General features: G+C 39.8%; 17 protein-coding genes. 15 read left to right on the top strand and 2 right to left on the bottom strand.

All coding sequences use genetic code 11. The features are described from left to right. Positions 1 to 308: 308 nt before the first annotated feature. The 10 genes from G602_RS0107305 (at position 309) to G602_RS0107350 (ending at position 7,783) form a co-directional block, all read left to right on the top strand. Positions 309 to 539, top strand: a complete 231-nt coding sequence (locus G602_RS0107305; RefSeq protein ID WP_026658399.1) for a hypothetical protein — start codon at positions 309 to 311, stop codon at positions 537 to 539. A 120-nt stretch (positions 540 to 659) separates the two neighbouring features. After that, the gene (locus G602_RS28725) at positions 660 to 1,277 is read left to right on the top strand and encodes a hypothetical protein (protein WP_049945110.1); all 618 of its coding nucleotides are present in this window, start codon (positions 660 to 662) and stop codon (positions 1,275 to 1,277) included. Continuing rightward, positions 1,274 to 1,558 carry a hypothetical protein gene (locus G602_RS0107315; RefSeq protein WP_026658400.1) on the top strand — a complete coding sequence of 95 codons (285 nt, stop codon included), beginning with the start codon at positions 1,274 to 1,276 and terminating at the stop codon, positions 1,556 to 1,558. The genes G602_RS28725 and G602_RS0107315 overlap by 4 nt, the downstream gene beginning before the upstream one ends. 318 nt (positions 1,559 to 1,876) lie before the next feature. After that, entirely contained in the window at positions 1,877 to 2,464 is a 588-nt protein-coding gene (locus G602_RS0107320; protein ID WP_026658401.1) for a low molecular weight protein-tyrosine-phosphatase, read from the top strand. 110 nt (positions 2,465 to 2,574) lie between these two features. Continuing rightward, complete coding sequence (locus G602_RS25695; protein WP_049945111.1) at positions 2,575 to 3,348, top strand: PHP domain-containing protein; 774 nt, start codon at positions 2,575 to 2,577, stop codon at positions 3,346 to 3,348. A 9-nt stretch (positions 3,349 to 3,357) separates the two neighbouring features. Further along, entirely contained in the window at positions 3,358 to 4,038 is a 681-nt protein-coding gene (locus tag G602_RS0107330) for a YkgJ family cysteine cluster protein (RefSeq protein WP_026658402.1), read from the top strand. A gap of 88 nt (positions 4,039 to 4,126) precedes the next feature. After that, positions 4,127 to 4,825 carry a hypothetical protein gene (locus G602_RS0107335; protein WP_155829721.1) on the top strand — a complete coding sequence of 233 codons (699 nt, stop codon included), beginning with the start codon at positions 4,127 to 4,129 and terminating at the stop codon, positions 4,823 to 4,825. A gap of 448 nt (positions 4,826 to 5,273) precedes the next feature. Continuing rightward, positions 5,274 to 5,750 (top strand): DUF2975 domain-containing protein, encoded by a 477-nt coding sequence (locus tag G602_RS0107340; RefSeq protein WP_026658404.1) that lies wholly within the window; start codon positions 5,274 to 5,276, stop codon positions 5,748 to 5,750. A 19-nt stretch (positions 5,751 to 5,769) separates the two neighbouring features. Further along, on the top strand, positions 5,770 to 5,997 hold the full coding sequence (locus G602_RS0107345; RefSeq protein ID WP_026658406.1) for a helix-turn-helix domain-containing protein: 228 nt from the start codon (positions 5,770 to 5,772) through the stop codon (positions 5,995 to 5,997). A 115-nt stretch (positions 5,998 to 6,112) separates the two neighbouring features. Beyond that, on the top strand, positions 6,113 to 7,783 hold the full coding sequence (locus tag G602_RS0107350; RefSeq protein WP_026658407.1) for a DUF4153 domain-containing protein: 1,671 nt from the start codon (positions 6,113 to 6,115) through the stop codon (positions 7,781 to 7,783). A gap of 277 nt (positions 7,784 to 8,060) precedes the next feature. On the opposite strand, the gene G602_RS0107355 is transcribed toward G602_RS0107350, so the two are convergent. Continuing rightward, the gene (locus G602_RS0107355) at positions 8,061 to 8,435 is read right to left on the bottom strand and encodes a desulfoferrodoxin family protein (protein ID WP_026658408.1); all 375 of its coding nucleotides are present in this window, start codon (positions 8,433 to 8,435) and stop codon (positions 8,061 to 8,063) included. Between the two features lie 117 nt (positions 8,436 to 8,552). Then, positions 8,553 to 9,116 (bottom strand): rubrerythrin, encoded by a 564-nt coding sequence (rbr, locus tag G602_RS0107360; RefSeq protein ID WP_026658409.1) that lies wholly within the window; start codon positions 9,114 to 9,116, stop codon positions 8,553 to 8,555. A 571-nt stretch (positions 9,117 to 9,687) separates the two neighbouring features. Between rbr and G602_RS0107365 the strand changes: the two genes are divergently transcribed. From G602_RS0107365 to G602_RS0107385, 5 genes are all read left to right on the top strand, one after another. Continuing rightward, positions 9,688 to 11,682 (top strand): 2-isopropylmalate synthase, encoded by a 1,995-nt coding sequence (locus G602_RS0107365; protein ID WP_026658410.1) that lies wholly within the window; start codon positions 9,688 to 9,690, stop codon positions 11,680 to 11,682. Positions 11,683 to 11,804: 122 nt separating this feature from the next. Next, positions 11,805 to 12,263, top strand: a complete 459-nt coding sequence (locus tag G602_RS0107370) for an SCP2 sterol-binding domain-containing protein (protein ID WP_026658412.1) — start codon at positions 11,805 to 11,807, stop codon at positions 12,261 to 12,263. A 163-nt stretch (positions 12,264 to 12,426) separates the two neighbouring features. Beyond that, entirely contained in the window at positions 12,427 to 13,830 is a 1,404-nt protein-coding gene (locus tag G602_RS0107375) for an NAD(P)/FAD-dependent oxidoreductase (protein ID WP_026658413.1), read from the top strand. A gap of 97 nt (positions 13,831 to 13,927) precedes the next feature. Continuing rightward, positions 13,928 to 15,016 carry a peptidylprolyl isomerase gene (locus tag G602_RS0107380; RefSeq protein WP_155829722.1) on the top strand — a complete coding sequence of 363 codons (1,089 nt, stop codon included), beginning with the start codon at positions 13,928 to 13,930 and terminating at the stop codon, positions 15,014 to 15,016. Positions 15,017 to 15,038: 22 nt separating this feature from the next. After that, positions 15,039 to 16,076 (top strand): right-handed parallel beta-helix repeat-containing protein, encoded by a 1,038-nt coding sequence (locus tag G602_RS0107385; protein ID WP_026658415.1) that lies wholly within the window; start codon positions 15,039 to 15,041, stop codon positions 16,074 to 16,076. The last annotated feature ends 18 nt before the right edge of the window (positions 16,077 to 16,094 follow it).

The following is a 16,094-nucleotide window of genomic DNA, read 5'->3' on the forward strand; positions in this document are numbered from 1 at the left end:
TGCTCGAGTAGTTTAGAAGCATTATATGATGACACTTTATACGTTGACGCTTGTTATGTAATTTGTTACGTTTAGTTTTAGAAAGAGCTTGTCCAATGTGCGTGTAAATACGTTGCGAAGGGGTGAAAGACCATTGGCGGTATTGGTACGGCTCTTTCTTTAATTTGAAATACACAAGGCCAATTGAATCAACCTCGGCATCTGCCGAGGTGTTTTTATTCCCCAAAATCCCCAGTAGTCTGAATCCCCAAAACTGACTACGATTTGACTACGTTTCAGCGGCATAATATAAGAAGCTCTCATATAAAGTGATAACGGACTGGCTCAAGAAGAATGGCTATCTGATAGAAAAAGAGGATAATCAGCTTGGTAAAAAGGTAACATTGACTACAGAAAAGGGGCAGGCTGTTGGGATAACACATTCTTTGCAAACAAGTATGAGCGGAACAGCATATTACAGAATTGAATATGATAAGGCAGGTCAAGAGTTTGTTTTGCAAAATCTTTCTGAAATTTTAGAAGCTCAACATTCAGAATAAGGTAACATAAATCCTATTTTAGTCAATATGGCTTTGCTATTTTTGTGCCATCTAAAAGAAGCAGAGAGTATGATTTTGGGATATGGTATAATAGAAACAGAGATAAGGATATAGAAATAAATGCAGGCAAGCATAGTTGCACAGAAGAAAAGGAACAGGCCAATAGCAATAACGGATGTTGCTATCGACAAAGTACCAAGAACACATATATTTGGTTTTACAAATGAACAGAATATGTTTATCCAGGAGATGCATAGGGAAGTACTGAGGGTGGCTAAAGAACTATGTGAGAAATATAATAGTAACAGCATGGAAGCAGTCATACTGTTGGATACACATACATGGGACAGTTGGATTATTAAAGGGAAGAAGGACAGAATCGTAGATATAAAGAATAATCCAAAGGCTAAGGAAGTGCTTGACACAAGCGCTAAGAACTCGCTAATTTTACTGCATAATCACCCAAGTACAGGAACTTTTTCAGCAAGGGATTTAAGGACATTTTGTAACAATGATTCGTTATACATAATGACTGTAGTTGGAAATGATGGCTCAGTGTATGTGCTAATGAAAAATGTGGAATTTGATCCAAGTGCAGTACTGGAAGAGTATGGGCGTCTTGCAGAACTATTTGAAAAGCAGGGGTATAAATATAATGCTACTGAGGCAGTAAAGTATATGCTGAAGAATGTCGAGAAGTATAATATGTCATATAAGAAAGGTAGGAAAAAGATATGAAAAAGACAAGTAATAACGTATCAAAGCCTCAACCTTTTATAGCACCAGGTTCGGAAAAAAAGCTGACTCCTGAGGAAATAAATAAAAGAAAAGTTAAGTTTGAGCGGTTGGAAAAGATTGGTGAAAAGCATACCATTATAACAGGGTATGATGGAGAGGGGGAAACGGAGAATCCCTATAGGATAAAGGCTATGATTTTAATAAATCAGGATAAGGATGTGCCTGAGGAACTGATTAAGCAGATTGAAGAATATGATAAGCAACTATTGAAAACGGAATAATTCAGAATATTCGAATATATGAACAAGAAAAGTTATGCCGGGTGCAGCTCCTGGCTTCTCCGCTGCGGAGACGTTAAATATGAGCAGAATAAATATAGCTGTGTAGTTTAAAGGGTTCTGGAAACAGGACCCTTTAAATTATGAAAGAAATATGATATTGGATATGCGTAGTATTGGGAGAATAAGGACGCTTGTTAAGAATTATGAATAAGTATCAGAAGTGGCATTTTACCATGAAAAAGTGGTAAAATGCCATATGGCATACAAACATTAAATTCATAAAGCCAGTAATAGCAAGGTTTTGAAAGGTATATAAATATGATCAGAATATTATTCGTCTGCCATGGCAACATATGCCGTTCCACAATGGCAGAATTTATAATGAAAGATATTGTGCGTAAACAGCACATGTCAGATAAATTCCATATAGAGTCATCAGCTACGCATACTGATGAGATTTGGAATGGGCAGGGGAGCCCGGTGTATCCCCCTGCGAAGGCAAAGCTCCGCGAGCATGGAATAGGAACTCCTGAAAACGAGCTGGGTGTTTCTGAAAAACGAGCAAGACTTACTTCCAGAACTGATTATAATAAATTTGATTATATTATCGGAATGGATAGTGCAAACATTCGTGACCTAAAGCGTCTGTTTGGAAATGATCCGGATGGTAAAGTCTATAAAATGCTGGAGTTTGCAGACAGGACAGGAGATGTTGCGGACCCCTGGTATACCGGGAATTTTGATGATACCTGGCGTGATTGTTCAGATGGATGTCATGGACTTTTCAGAAGCATTATTACAGATCCTGCATACATCGATGAGTTAAGTGAAAATATGGATAGCACAGATTACGATGATGACTATATGGATCGTGGGCTTATTCATGATGACTTTCCAAGAGGATGAGTTTTATAGACCATTCAGATAATAACGTATAAGATTCATGTTTTTCTGATGAGAAACAATAGTATATGAAAAATAATAAGCCAGTATACATCTGGAGGAGAAATATACCAATGGGTTTTTTATATGAAACACATTTACATACCACCGAAGCGAGTGCCTGTTCGCCGACGCCGGGAGAAGATTATGTAGAATACATGATGGGACTTGGCTATAGCGGAATTATAGTTACGGATCATTTTTTCACAGGTAATAGCTGCGTTCCAAAGAACCTACCATGGAAAGAAAGAGTGGATATATATTGCAGCGGTTATGAGCATGCATTTAAGAAAGCAGAAGGTCTCGATTTCAATGTAATGTTTGGAATAGAGTATAACTTCCAGGGAGATGAGTATCTGCTATATGGAGTGGACAAGGAGTGGCTCCTTGCAAATGAGGATATAGAAGAGAAGTCCCGCAGGGAAATCTATGACATGGTACATGCTGCAGGCGGAATTATGATTCAGGCACATCCGTACCGTGAACGCGGCTATTTATCAGCGATTCATCTGATGCCCGCTGTATGCGACGGGGCTGAAGTTTATAATTCGGGAAATCCGGACTACCAGAATGCTTTGGGATATCAGTTTGCAAAAGAGCATAATTTTCTTATGTCGGCAGGATCGGATATTCATTCATTTCCTATGCTTTCCATGGGCGGCATGAGCTTCCCGTATAAGATAAACAGCATACAGGAATATGTGAAAGCTTTCCTTGCAGGTGACGGAACTCCCGTGTTCAGAATTAATCCCAAGGATGAAAACACTGTTTTTACGGAAGTGGAAAAATCCCGGGCGCTTACAGTTATTTCTCAGGGTCCGACACTACCTGTTATTATGCATGAATAAGGAATTTTTATGATTCGAGATATAGATTTAAAAGAGATTTCAGACGGAAAATTATATGATCTAAACGACATGGCAAAACTTGGAGTGGATGACTGCAGCGGTTGCCATGCCTGTTGCTGCGGAATGGGAGATAGTATAACCCTGGATCCGTATGATGTTTACAGACTTGAGAAGGGCCTGGGAAAAAGCTTTGAAGAGCTTCTTGCATCAAATCTGGAACTCAGGGTTGCTGATGGTATCATCCTCCCCTGCCTTAAGATGAACACAGGTGATTCCAGGTTTATTGATGGCAAAAATGAACGTGAGACCTGTTCTTTTCTTGATGAAAAAGGGCGCTGCAGCATTCACCGATTCAGGCCCGGAATCTGCAGACTATTTCCTCTGGGCAGAATATTTGATGATGCTACGCATAAATATTTTTTGCAGGTGCATGAATGTCATAAGGAACGCCAGACCAAGTATAAGATAAAAAAGTGGATTGATACGCCTGAGCTTGGAAGATATGAGTCCTATATAGACAGATGGCATTTTTTTATAAAAGCTATTTCTGACAGAGCACCGCAAATGCCTGAGCAGGACCTTAAGGCAGTTAATATGAAAATTCTGCAGCTGTTCTATATTACCCCATATGATACAGGTTCAGATTTTTACGAACAGCTGGATCAGAGAATAGCTGCGTTTGAAAAATAAATTTTCTCATGTTGGACATTTGTTGGACGATGCTATTTATACTGACAATGTACAAAGAAACTATCAAGTTTTTGAAAGGGGAAAATTTATGAAAAAGAATGCACTTGTTTTACTTATTGGTACTATGATGATTCTGGCAGGTTGCGGAAGTAAGACTGTGGATAAGGCTGATGCAGTTGCTGCAGAGGTAATTGAAGAAGCTTCAGATGCAACTGATGATGCTACCGAAGAGGTTGCAGAAGCAGTAGAAACCATTGAGGATGAGACTACAGCAACAACAGCTGAGGCAGCTGAGAGTTCAGTAGCAGATGAAGTGGTTGAACCTGAGCATACTCCCATGGATATTTCAGACTGCGCTACATTTACAGATATTGTTAACAAACTTCAGAAGGATCAGGGCTATACAAATGTGACTATCGATGGTACGGATGTACTTATGGTTACGGATTACGCTTATGATTACGATGGAAATGGCGAGTTTGTCAGCATTGAGGCTGATGTTTACAGATACAATGGAGACCAGATTGAGTATCTTGGATATGTTTGCTCAGGTGGTACATCCTATCCGCTCACGATTTATGATGAGAAGCTCTATTGCTCAGGCAATCATTATGTGAGAGCTTATGGCATGGAAGACGGTCATCTTGAAATCGATAAAGAGGTTTATGTAAACTACGATGCTGATGGAAATGCAACATATTACAAGGTTGATGATGGAAAAGAACTTGTTATTCCTGAGACCGATGAAGATGTTGTAGAGATGTATGATTTTCTTGACAAGGGCTAATTCATCAAATTTGATGTTATACAGTAATTAGCTTTTTACTCATTCTTTCTCTTCTTTTTACGGGCAGTCCGAGGATTATATTCTCGGGCTGCTTTTTGCATGAAATATCTGTCAAAAGTACATACTGTCTACTTAAAGTATATAACTGTCTACATAAAGTCTATGGCTGTCATCTTGAGGTCCATAGCTGTCAACATAGGTATATTCCTGTCTGTTTCGATTCCATCAGACCTTAAAATCTGTCATAAAAAAGTCCTTGATTTTTGAACCAGTATACCAGCTTTTTGCATCTGTTTTTGATTTGCGGAAAATAATTATCGAATAACAATAAAAAATTATTGACGCACAAAAGTAAGCATGATATAACGGGATTAGCAAAAAAATGACATTACAAAAGCTGACATTACAAAAAAATTACATAAAAAGCATAAGGAGAAAACAGCAGAAAATGGACAATAGGCTGAATATCTGGTTTAAAAGATTTCTCGACATCAGTTTAGGCATAGGACTTCTGATCGAATTGTCAGTGCCTATAGGACTTAGGAAGGCAGTCGATATGACTATGATGACACTTGGTGATACAACCGAGTATGCCGCAATTAAGGATCATTTTGTTTTTGCGGTTGTATCAATAATGATGGCCGGGGCTTTTGCACTTCTGATTTTGTACGAGCTTCGGAAGATGATGAAGACGGTTATTGAAGATAACTGTTTTATACAGGAAAATGTCACAAGCCTTTACCGAATGGGAAACTATGCATTTGCCATCGCACTTATCAAGATACTGAGATGCTTCGTATATTTTACACCCGCTGCAGTAGTCACTTCCGGAGTATTCCTTTTTGCCGGAGTATTGAGTAAGGTCTTGGCCAGGGTGTTTGACAGAGCAGTCAGATATAAGGAAGAAAATGATCTCACGATCTAAATGGTAAGTGGAGGAAAAGATGGCAATCATTGTGAATCTGGATGTAATGATGGCAAAGCGGAAGATAGGTCTGACTGAGCTTGCGGGGAAGGTCGACATCACACTCGCCAATTTATCCATATTGAAAAATAACAAAGCAAAGGCAGTACGTTTTCAAACGCTTGAAGCTATATGCAAAGCGCTGGACTGCCAGCCGGGAGATATTCTTGAATATGCACCGGATGAAGAGTCTGATGCCGACCAATAACGATAATCGTGATTGGGTAACCCTATTGGCAGCAGACTGGTCTTAGGCAGTTGTAAATATACGTTTACATAAGTGAAAGAGTAAAAAATATAGAGACAAATTATGGAGGAAAAGCATGGAAAATCAAAATTTGGGAACAAACTATACTAATAATTCATCTCAGGAGCAATACAATAACTCAAATCTTGCATTTGAACCGGGAACAGCTAATGCGAGACAGTATTATGGAACAGATAATGCTTTCGGTGCATACTATGCAGCGCCAAATACAGCAAAAGTAAATAAAGCTAAGACAGCGGATGTCGAAGCCTTCAGAAAATATGGTCTTATAGCAATTATTTATGCAGTGTGGCATACTTTCTGCCTCTATGATAACAACTCCGGGATAACATATCCTTTTTATATGCTGGGAACATTGATCCTTATTGCATGGGCAAGAAAACGTGACGGACTGTCCATTTTAAAGGACAGAAATGGAAAAGCAGGGCTTAATATTTTTTACATTATTTCGTTAATGCTTCTTTCGATTTCAAAGTGTACCACTGCTAATTTTGATTTGATTTGGATAGATGAATTTGCAATTACTCTTCTTGTATTCAGCTTCCTTGTACACATGTATGTTGATACGAGAGAATGGGATATAATCGGATGGATATTCGGAATAGCGCTTACTGCGTTGAAACCTTTTAGTCATTTCGGTGATCCTATGGAGGATATGGCAGCCTGGGTTAAAAGTCGCGGCAGCAAAATGAATGGAGAGAAAAAGGCTAACATCATGGCAGTTATAGCGGGTCTTGGCATAGGACTACCGATGCTATTTGTGGTGGTAGCATTGCTTGCATCCGCTGACGCAGTTTTTTCCAACACCATTACAAGTACCTTCGAATTTATTTTTGAGTTTGATTATATCTGGGATCTTATCGCAATTACATGGATGATATTGTGGTCAATATGGCTTTTTTACACAGTTATAAAGGGACTGAATAAAAAGGGAATAGAGGTGGATGTGACAAAGCGCTCAGGCTTCAATCCGATAGTCGGAATTACTTTCACTAGCCTCTTATGTGTGGTTTATCTTTTCTTTAGCGTAATACAGATATTTGGTCTTTTCATGGGGAAGATGACTCTGCCCGATAACTATACCTATGCCGAGTATGCGCATGAAGGCTTCTATCAGCTGCTCGCAGTCAGTCTGATGAATCTTGCTTTGGTGACATTGTGCCAGAGACTTTTCAAGAGAAGCCTTGTACTTAAAGCATTACTGATGGTAGTCGGAATGTGCACATATATAATGATAGCTTCCAGCGCATTTAGGATGATAATGTACATTGGAGCATATCGTCTGACATTCCTGAGAGTGTTTGTGCTTTGGTTTTTGGTAGTAATTTCACTGTGGCTTGCATATCTGCTTGCCAGTCTTATAGATGAAACGTTTCCGGTATTTAACCTTTGCATGATCACCGTTACGGTAATGTACATTGCATTTGTTTTTGCAAACCCTGACTATCATATTGCAAAGTATGATCTTCAGTATCTTGGAGATACTACCATGGATGGCCGCGTCGACAGGTATTCTTCTCAATCAATGCAGAGTTATTTGACAATGGATATATCCATGGATGCTGTCCCTGCAATGGCAGGTAACAAGGAACTCTTGAAATTGTATGGTGAGAATCTTGCTGAATCCAGGACGGAAAAATATAAACTGAATCTTAATACTTTAAGGAAATTCAATTTTTCAGAGTATAGGGCATATAAACTGATCAATGAGGTTTATGGGGAATGATGATATAAAACAGATATTCATAAACAAGAGATGTGGCTAATTATGAATAAGATAGTATGTTTACAGCTTTTGTTATTATAGTAGATATTGGATTATAAAGAAGGATGGCATCTTTCGGTTGGAAGACGCCATCCTTTTATGTTGGACTATAGCCATAAGTCAAGGCATGAAATCTTGTTTTCTCTCGATAAAAAACAGGATTTGTATAAATCTATTTTCATGCTCAAGATGTTTTTATACAAAGACAATTTTAAATATCCTGGCTTAAAAGATAATCTTAAATATCTGCCTTCCAAAGTCCGTGAAGATTGCAGAATTCATAGGCAGCGATAGCCTTCTCGCCATCTGCAAGAACAAATTCAGCTACCGGTTTATCGGAAGGAGAGAGGTTCTTCTGCATAAAGCCTTTATCTGTTACAAGCCAGATGTACTGAATGTAGTGATTGTCCATCATGGGATGTTCTACTTCGCCAACCTTTACGGTAACCTTGTTTCCATCCACTTCTACAACGGGAACATGCTTTTCATGAGCACCATCGGAAGTTCCGGGAGCAAGAGATGTCATGGGATCACCACAGCATACAGGAGTGCAGGCTGCGTCATTGATCTTGATTACCATACTGCCGCATTTTTCACACTTGAAAATATTCATAAAAAACCTCCTTGATATATGATTGGTATTCTTGGTTTCAGTTGGAAATAAGTAAATAATTTTAAGCTTTCTGATAGAAAATAAAACTAAAAATCTTCAGGCTTCATTTGAAATAAATTAGTAATTCTCAGGCTTCAACTGGAAATATGCCTGTGGATGGTTACATACAGGACAAACCTCTGGTGCATCAGGCCCGATTACGATATGTCCGCAATTACTGCACTGCCAGATGCAATCGCCATCTCTTGAGAACACAAGCTTATCTTCAATATTTTTAAGAAGCTTCCGATACCGTTCCTCGTGCTCCTTTTCAATAGCAGCAACGCTTTCGAATAGTTCAGCAATCTCATCAAAGCCTTCTTCACGGGCAGTTTTTGCAAAAGAGGGATACATTTCTTTCCACTCATAGGCTTCACCCTCTGCCGCATCTTTCAAATTTTCAATTGTGCTGCCAATACCCTTCAAAATCTTGTACCAGATTTCAGCATGTTCTTTTTCGTTCGCAGCAGTCTCGGCGAAGATATTTGAAATTTGAACATAGCCATCCTTTTTTGCCTTTGATGCGAAGAAAGTATACTTGTTCCTTGCCTCGGATTCACCTGCAAATGCCTCCTGCAGATTCTTCTCAGTCTGAGTCCCTTTTAAATCTTCAGCCCGACATCTCCATTTGTTTTCTGCCATTATGTCCATCTCCTTCCCATAGAATGTAACACTGTCATAGATACATTTTGTGCAATTATTTCATGTAATTGCCTTCCGCATATAATTTTAGCATATCCTTAATGATGGAATTATTAGATTTTTATAAAATTTAATGTCGATATTCCGTGTTAGAAATATTAGATTATCAGAAAGGTGGTTCGTTTTTTTACAAAACTATACTTTATTTGTTTGATACGGTTTTACAGGAAAAGGAGGAGCATTATTAAAACATTTCCTAAGTGCGATTTTGTTTCGCAATTAAAAACAAGAGAAAGATTATGGATACAATTATAAGAAAGTAAGCACAAGGTTAGGTTCATCTCATATCTATATTAATAAATATCAAGAAAACTGATTAAATTCGTCACTATAAAAATAAAATACAAGTGTTAAAATAAAAATCATCAATAATCGTTGATGAATTTTATTTTTGTGTCGATAACAATAGAGAATATCATTAATTCTACTGCAGATAAGCATTGTAATTGTAATGAATCGACTGAAAATAGCCAATCGACAGAAAATAATGAACAATATCAGGAGGAGCATTATGAAGAACTACGAGAAGTATCAGAGACAGTATTTCATGCCACCAAAGGCAACCTATGAATGGGTGAAAAAAGATTATCTTGATAAACCACCGATATGGTGTAGTGTTGATCTTCGAGATGGAAATCAGGCACTTATTGAGCCCATGAGCCTTGATGAAAAACTCGAGTTTTTCACAATGCTTGTTAAGCTGGGCTTTAAGGAAATTGAGATCGGATTCCCGGCTGCTTCTGAGACAGAGTTTGAGTTTGCAAGAACACTTATTGAGAGAAACATGATCCCTGATGATGTGACAGTACAGGTTCTGACACAGGCCAGAGAGCACATCATAAAGAGGACCTTTGAGGCTGTAAAGGGAGCACCTAAAGCAATAATTCATCTTTATAATTCCACATCTGTTGCACAGCGTGAGCAGGTATTTAAAAAGAATAAAGAGGATGTTAAACAGATAGCTATCGATGGTGCGAAGCTCCTTGATAAGCTTGCAAAAGAGACTAACGGCAACTTCTCATTTGAGTATTCTCCAGAGAGTTTCCCCGGAACAGAGGTTGATTATGCAGTAGAAGTCTGCAATGCAGTACTTGATGTGTGGAAGCCTACTAAGGAAAACAAAGCAATAATCAACATTCCTACTACAGTAGAGATAGCTATGCCTCATGTGTTTGCAACACAGGTTGAATATATTCACAAGAATCTTAAATACCGTGACGCCGTTACACTTTCACTTCATCCGCACAATGACAGAGGTTCAGGAATCAGTGATGCCGAGCTTGGATGCCTTGCAGGTGCAGACAGAATAGAAGGAACACTGTTCGGAAACGGTGAGAGAACAGGAAATGTAGACATCGTGACACTTGCACTTAACATGTACTCACATGGTGTGGATCCGAAGCTTGATTTCGCAAATATAAATGAGATCGGTGAGACTTATGAGCGTCTTACAAGAATGCGTATTTTCGAGCGTCAGCCGTATGCCGGACAGCTTGTATTTACAGCATTTTCAGGATCACATCAGGATGCCATCAGCAAAGGCTTCTCCTGGCGTGATGCAGGAAAAGATAAAGGAATATGGTCAGTTCCGTATCTGCCGATCGACCCCAAGGATCTTGGAAGAGAATACGACGGAGACGTTATCAGAATCAATTCCCAGTCCGGAAAGGGCGGCGTAAGCTACATCCTGAAGACTAACTATGGAATGATGGTTCCGAGAGAAATGCAGACAGACATCAGCTATACAATGAAGGATGTATCCGACAGAGAGCATGCTGAGCTTGCACCCGGAAGAATTTATCAGATATTTGAGGATAAGTACGTTCACAATGATTCTGTATTCAGAGTTGTGGATTGTCACTTCAAGCAGGTTAACGGAATCCTCGCAGAGGTTACGATCACTCATGCAGGAAAAGAACATATTGTAGAGGCTAACGGAAACGGACGCCTGGATGCTGTAAGTAACGCTTTCAAGCAATACTTCAACATAAGCTATGAGCTTTCGGTTTACGAAGAGCATGCACTTAGCCGTGGTTCTTCATCAAAAGCCGTTACCTATGTGGGAATTACCTGTGGCGGTAAGAAATTCTGGGGTGTAGGAATTGATGAAGATATCATCAAGTCTTCCATCAACGCACTTACAATTGCTGTAAATCAGCTTGATGATGTCAAGGCAAGTACTGACGCAAAGGATGAGAGAATCAGCGCAATATTAAATTACATTCAGGAAAACTATCTGTCTGTAACACTGGATGATCTTTCCAAGGAATTCTATCTCTCTAAGCCGTATCTTTCCAAATATATAAAGGAAAAATCCGGAATGACCTTTGGGGAAAATGTAAAGAAAATCCGACTTAAAAAAGCAAGCATTCTTCTTAAAAACGGCAACATGAAGGTTGAGAGAGTGGCTGAAGCTGCGGGATATCAGAATGTTGAGCATTTCAACAGACTCTTTAAAAAGAAATATGGTATGACACCCGTTCAGTATCGAAGCAATAGCAGATAAACAAAGGCTGTTTTTTGCGATAAACATGCCAAAAAATCCAAATGAGGTATTTCATGCAGGGGATTTTGTGGTATAATGTACATGTTTTTTGGGATTAAATTTTTTATGAAGTGGAGGAAAAAATGACTTACGAAGAAGTAGTAGCAAAGGTAAAAGAAGCACTTAAGGATGCTGATGTTAGCAATGTTAAGGAGCATGCAGCTTACCAGTTTAATATAACCGGCGAGGGCGAAGGCGCTTTCTATGTTGAGATTGCAGATGGAAAATTAAATGTAGAGCCTTACGAGTATTTCGACCGTGACATTCTTGTTTATACATCAGCAGCTGATCTTATGGATATTCTTGAAGGCAGAGATGATTTTGTAAACGCTAATCTTTCAGGAAAAATCAACGCAGAGGGTGACCTTAGAAAGGCTGAGCTCTTAAAGAGCGTAAGCATTAAGGCTGAGACAAAAGAGGCTCCTGCTGAAGAAGCTACTGATAAGAAAGCTCCTGCCAAGAAGGCTACAGCAGCTAAAAAGCCTGCAGCTAAGAAGACTGCAGCCAAGAAGGCTCCGGCTAAGAAGGCTACTAAGAAGTAATAGCTTATTACAAACTGGATGATCAAACGAATTAATGGCTGCTGCAATTATTATTGTGGCAGTCATTTTTAACCCTTAAGCCCTTTTATTTATTATAGAAGAAACAGTATAGAAGGCGCCGGTGAAAGCCGGCAAAAGAGGAAAATATATAATGAGGTTTAATATGGCAAAAAACAAAGAAGTAGACGTTTTAATAATCGGTGCGGGCCCGGGTGGTATTTTCTGTGCTTATGAACTTGCAGAGAAGAGACCTGACCTTAAAGTAATGATTATAGAAAAGGGCAGATCTATTGAGAAGAGACAGTGCCCCAAGAGAAAGACAGGAAGATGCATGGGCTGTAAGCCTTGTTCAATCACAACAGGCTTTGCCGGCGCAGGCGCTTTTTCTGATGGAAAGCTTTCGCTGTCACCTGATGTAGGTGGAACACTTCCTGATATCCTGGGATACGATGAAGCAACAGCTCTTATCAGGGAATCTGATGACATATATCTGAAATTCGGTGCTGACACCAGTGTATATGGTGTCGATAAGGCTGAGGAGATCCGCGAGATCAGAAGGAAGGCTATAAATGCCAACCTCAAGCTTGTGGAGTGTCCCATCAGGCACCTTGGAACAGAGGAAGGCTACAAGATTTATAAAAAGCTCCAGGAGCACCTTGAGGAAAAGGGTGTAGAGCTTATGTTCAATACAATGGTTGAAGAAATCATTGTTGAAGATGGTGTCTGCAAGGGTGTAAAAACTCAGGACGGCAGCATTATCACAGCAAAGGAAATAGTATCAGCTGTAGGACGTGAGGGCGCAGACTGGTTCCATTCACAGTGCGACAAGATCGGAATCGAGACCAAGCCCGGCACAGTTGATGTGGGTGTGCGAGTTGAGGTCAGAGATGAAATCATGCAGTTCCTTAATGAGAACCTGTATGAGGCCAAGCTTATTTTCCATACTCCTACCTTTGATGATAAGGTGCGTACCTTCTGTACAAACCCTTCAGGTGAGGTGGCTACTGAGTACTATGAGGGCGGACTTGCCGTTGTCAACGGACATGCATACAAGAGTCAGGATTTCAAGACAGACAACACCAACTTTGCACTTCTTGTATCCAAAAACTTTACTAAGCCCTTCAAGACTCCTATTGAATATGGTAGGAAAATTGCGGAGCTTGCAAACATGCTCTGTGATGGTAAAATTTTAGTACAGACCTATGGTGACTTCAGAAGAGGCCGCAGAACTACAGATGAGAGACTTGCCAGAAACAACCTGATTCCTACACTTAAGGATGCGGTTCCCGGAGATCTTTCACTTGTATTCCCTCACAGAATCATGGTGGATCTTGATGAGATGATCCAGGCACTTGATAAGGTTACGCCCGGAATTGCCTCTGACGAGACTCTTCTTTACGGCGTTGAGGTTAAGTTCTATTCTAATAAGGTAATTGTTAATAAGGACTTTGAGACCAGCGTTAATCATCTTCGTGCGATCGGAGATGGAGCCGGAATCACAAGAGGCCTTCAGCAGGCCAGCGCCAACGGACTTAAGGTTGCGCGCAGTATCCTTGCTTCTATCTGATTTAGATTCTGATTCCATTAATATGCCTTCCCCTTGGGGGGAAAGGTGTCAGCAGAGCTGACGGATGAGGGGATATACATGAGGTTATTGTTTTAGTATGCTGACAACTTTTTTAACTGAAAAAAGAATAAAAATAGCGCGGTCTCTGGCCGCGCTTATGCTTGCTACCGGAATGGCATTTTCCCTTACAGGCTGTGCCAGTCTTGAACATACCAAGATTGTACTTATAACCGGTTTTACTGAAAATGAGCTATTCAGGATTGAGGACAGATCCTGCTCAAAATCTGAATTCATGGTGTATCTTGTTAATACGCAGAACTCCTATGAAGCAGGCTTTGGTGATGGAATCTGGAACGTGAATATCGGTGATAATAGCATGGAAAGCTACGTCAAGGATAAATGCCTTTCAACATTAGCACAGGTAAAGGCAATGAATCTGCTTGCTGTGGATTCCGGTATAGAGCTCAGTGAAGCGGAAATATCCAGTGCTAACTCTGCGGCATCCGAATACTTTTCATCACTTACGGATGATGATAAAAAGGCGATGTGTGGAATAACAGAGGAGACACTGCAGGAGATGTACCAGGAGTATGCAACTGCTGCAAAGCTCTACGACTACATAATCAGAGATATAAATCCCGAAATAAGTGATGATGAAGCACGCACTATAACTGTCGAGCAGATTGTTCTAAACGCATGGGAACTGGATTCCAAGGGACAAAAGGTTGCACTCGAAGGAGAAGCGAGACAGTCTGTAAAAAACAATGCACAACAGATTTTGCATCAGCTTAACGAAGGCACGGACTTCAGTGTTCTGATGGAACAATATAATGAAGCTGAGGAGAGCACTGTTTCTGTCGGTAAGGGTGATGTCGCACCTGAGATAGAGACTGCGGCGTTCAATCTTGATAACGGCGAAATCAGCTCAGTTATTGAATCAAACGATACATATGTTATACTTAAATGTATCAGTACTTTTAATCGCGAAGAGACTGAAGCTAATAAGATAAGAATCGTCGAAGAAAAAAAGCGAGAGGTTTTCGGAGAGCAGTATGATGAGTTTGCTGCCAAGTTATCCAAAGTCCTGAATGAGGAGCTTTACAAGAAAATCCATATTTCAGAAAACGTGGAAATATCAGACACAAACTTTTTCGATATTTACAGAAATCACTTCTCAACAGAATAATGAGGGAAAAGAGGGGGCTCTTATGAGGATTGGTAATAAAGCACTTACATTATTAATGGCAGCTACAATAGCAGTACCTGCCATTTCTTTTGTTACACCGACTGCTATCAAGGTTCAGGCTGAGAATGTGTACAGACCTGAAGACTATGGTGCAAAAGCCGGTGATGGCATCGGTGACAGACAGGCAATAAAGGACGCTGTGGAAGCAGCAGCCCAAAACGGTGGCGGAATAATTGAATTTGGCCCCGGACAGTACGATATAGATATACTTAATTTCAGCGGTACAGGTATTGGCGTTTATGTAGATAAACCTAATATTACCTTCAGACTTCAGGAATCGACAGTTTTAAATGTCCTTCCGACATCCTTTGGCGAGTTCTGCGCTATTCATGTAAAGGGTGATAATTTCAAGATTTCAGGTGGTAAGATCATTGGTGACAGATCCGGTCATAAGGGATCAGACGATGCTGACGGACATGGTATTGGGGTAACAGACTGCAGCCATGTTGAGATTACGAATATGACAATTCAGGATAACTGGGGCGATGGAATATATCTTGGCTCAGCTGCTGATGATGGTTCATATCCGGGAAGCAGTGATGTCAAAATCACCCACTGCACAATAAAAAACAACAGAAGAAACAATATTGCAATTGTTGATGCTGATCATGTGACAATCGACAATTGCAATATCAGTAATGCAAGCGGTGCATCCCCCTGCAGTGGTATACAGATTGAACCCAATACCGACGAGGGAAAGGTTCCGGGCAAAGCAGTATGCTCATCTATTGTAATCAAAAACTCAACTATTAATGCGAAGAAAAAACATCAGAAAAACGGAAAGTATTTTGCTCTGAATATCCTTAATCCTTATTACCAGACCAACAATAAGGTTGTCGCCAAAAACGTAAAGATAACAAACTGCAAGATAAAAGGCGATATGGGTAACTATTCAGGTAAAAAGGTTGTTTTGAAAAAGACAACTGTTACAGGTACTTTTTATGATCATAAGAATACCTCCTGTAAGAAATGCAAAGTGAAGAAACACTACAAATTCTGACTGTAGCTTTGGAGTAGA

This window comes from Butyrivibrio sp. AC2005 (assembly GCF_000424145.1).
Lineage (GTDB): Bacteria > Bacillota > Clostridia > Lachnospirales > Lachnospiraceae > Butyrivibrio.

What these genes read in the sequence shown, in the direction of transcription:
- G602_RS0107345 (WP_026658406.1), top strand. Translation starts at nt 5,770, where the DNA reads ATGGCAATCATTGTGAATCTGGATGTAATGATGGCAAAGCGGAAGATA.
- G602_RS0107340 (WP_026658404.1), top strand. Translation starts at nt 5,274, where the DNA reads ATGGACAATAGGCTGAATATCTGGTTTAAAAGATTTCTCGACATCAGT.
- G602_RS0107365 (WP_026658410.1), top strand. Translation starts at nt 9,688, where the DNA reads ATGAAGAACTACGAGAAGTATCAGAGACAGTATTTCATGCCACCAAAG.
- G602_RS0107330 (WP_026658402.1), top strand. Translation starts at nt 3,358, where the DNA reads ATGATTCGAGATATAGATTTAAAAGAGATTTCAGACGGAAAATTATAT.
- G602_RS0107370 (WP_026658412.1), top strand. Translation starts at nt 11,805, where the DNA reads ATGACTTACGAAGAAGTAGTAGCAAAGGTAAAAGAAGCACTTAAGGAT.
- G602_RS0107375 (WP_026658413.1), top strand. Translation starts at nt 12,427, where the DNA reads ATGGCAAAAAACAAAGAAGTAGACGTTTTAATAATCGGTGCGGGCCCG.
- rbr (WP_026658409.1), bottom strand. Translation starts at nt 9,116, where the DNA reads ATGGCAGAAAACAAATGGAGATGTCGGGCTGAAGATTTAAAAGGGACT.
- G602_RS0107320 (WP_026658401.1), top strand. Translation starts at nt 1,877, where the DNA reads ATGATCAGAATATTATTCGTCTGCCATGGCAACATATGCCGTTCCACA.
- G602_RS0107355 (WP_026658408.1), bottom strand. Translation starts at nt 8,435, where the DNA reads ATGAATATTTTCAAGTGTGAAAAATGCGGCAGTATGGTAATCAAGATC.
- G602_RS0107315 (WP_026658400.1), top strand. Translation starts at nt 1,274, where the DNA reads ATGAAAAAGACAAGTAATAACGTATCAAAGCCTCAACCTTTTATAGCA.
- G602_RS0107380 (WP_155829722.1), top strand. Translation starts at nt 13,928, where the DNA reads ATGCTGACAACTTTTTTAACTGAAAAAAGAATAAAAATAGCGCGGTCT.
- G602_RS0107335 (WP_155829721.1), top strand. Translation starts at nt 4,127, where the DNA reads ATGAAAAAGAATGCACTTGTTTTACTTATTGGTACTATGATGATTCTG.
- G602_RS0107385 (WP_026658415.1), top strand. Translation starts at nt 15,039, where the DNA reads ATGAGGATTGGTAATAAAGCACTTACATTATTAATGGCAGCTACAATA.
- G602_RS25695 (WP_049945111.1), top strand. Translation starts at nt 2,575, where the DNA reads ATGGGTTTTTTATATGAAACACATTTACATACCACCGAAGCGAGTGCC.
- G602_RS0107350 (WP_026658407.1), top strand. Translation starts at nt 6,113, where the DNA reads ATGGAAAATCAAAATTTGGGAACAAACTATACTAATAATTCATCTCAG.
- G602_RS28725 (WP_049945110.1), top strand. Translation starts at nt 660, where the DNA reads ATGCAGGCAAGCATAGTTGCACAGAAGAAAAGGAACAGGCCAATAGCA.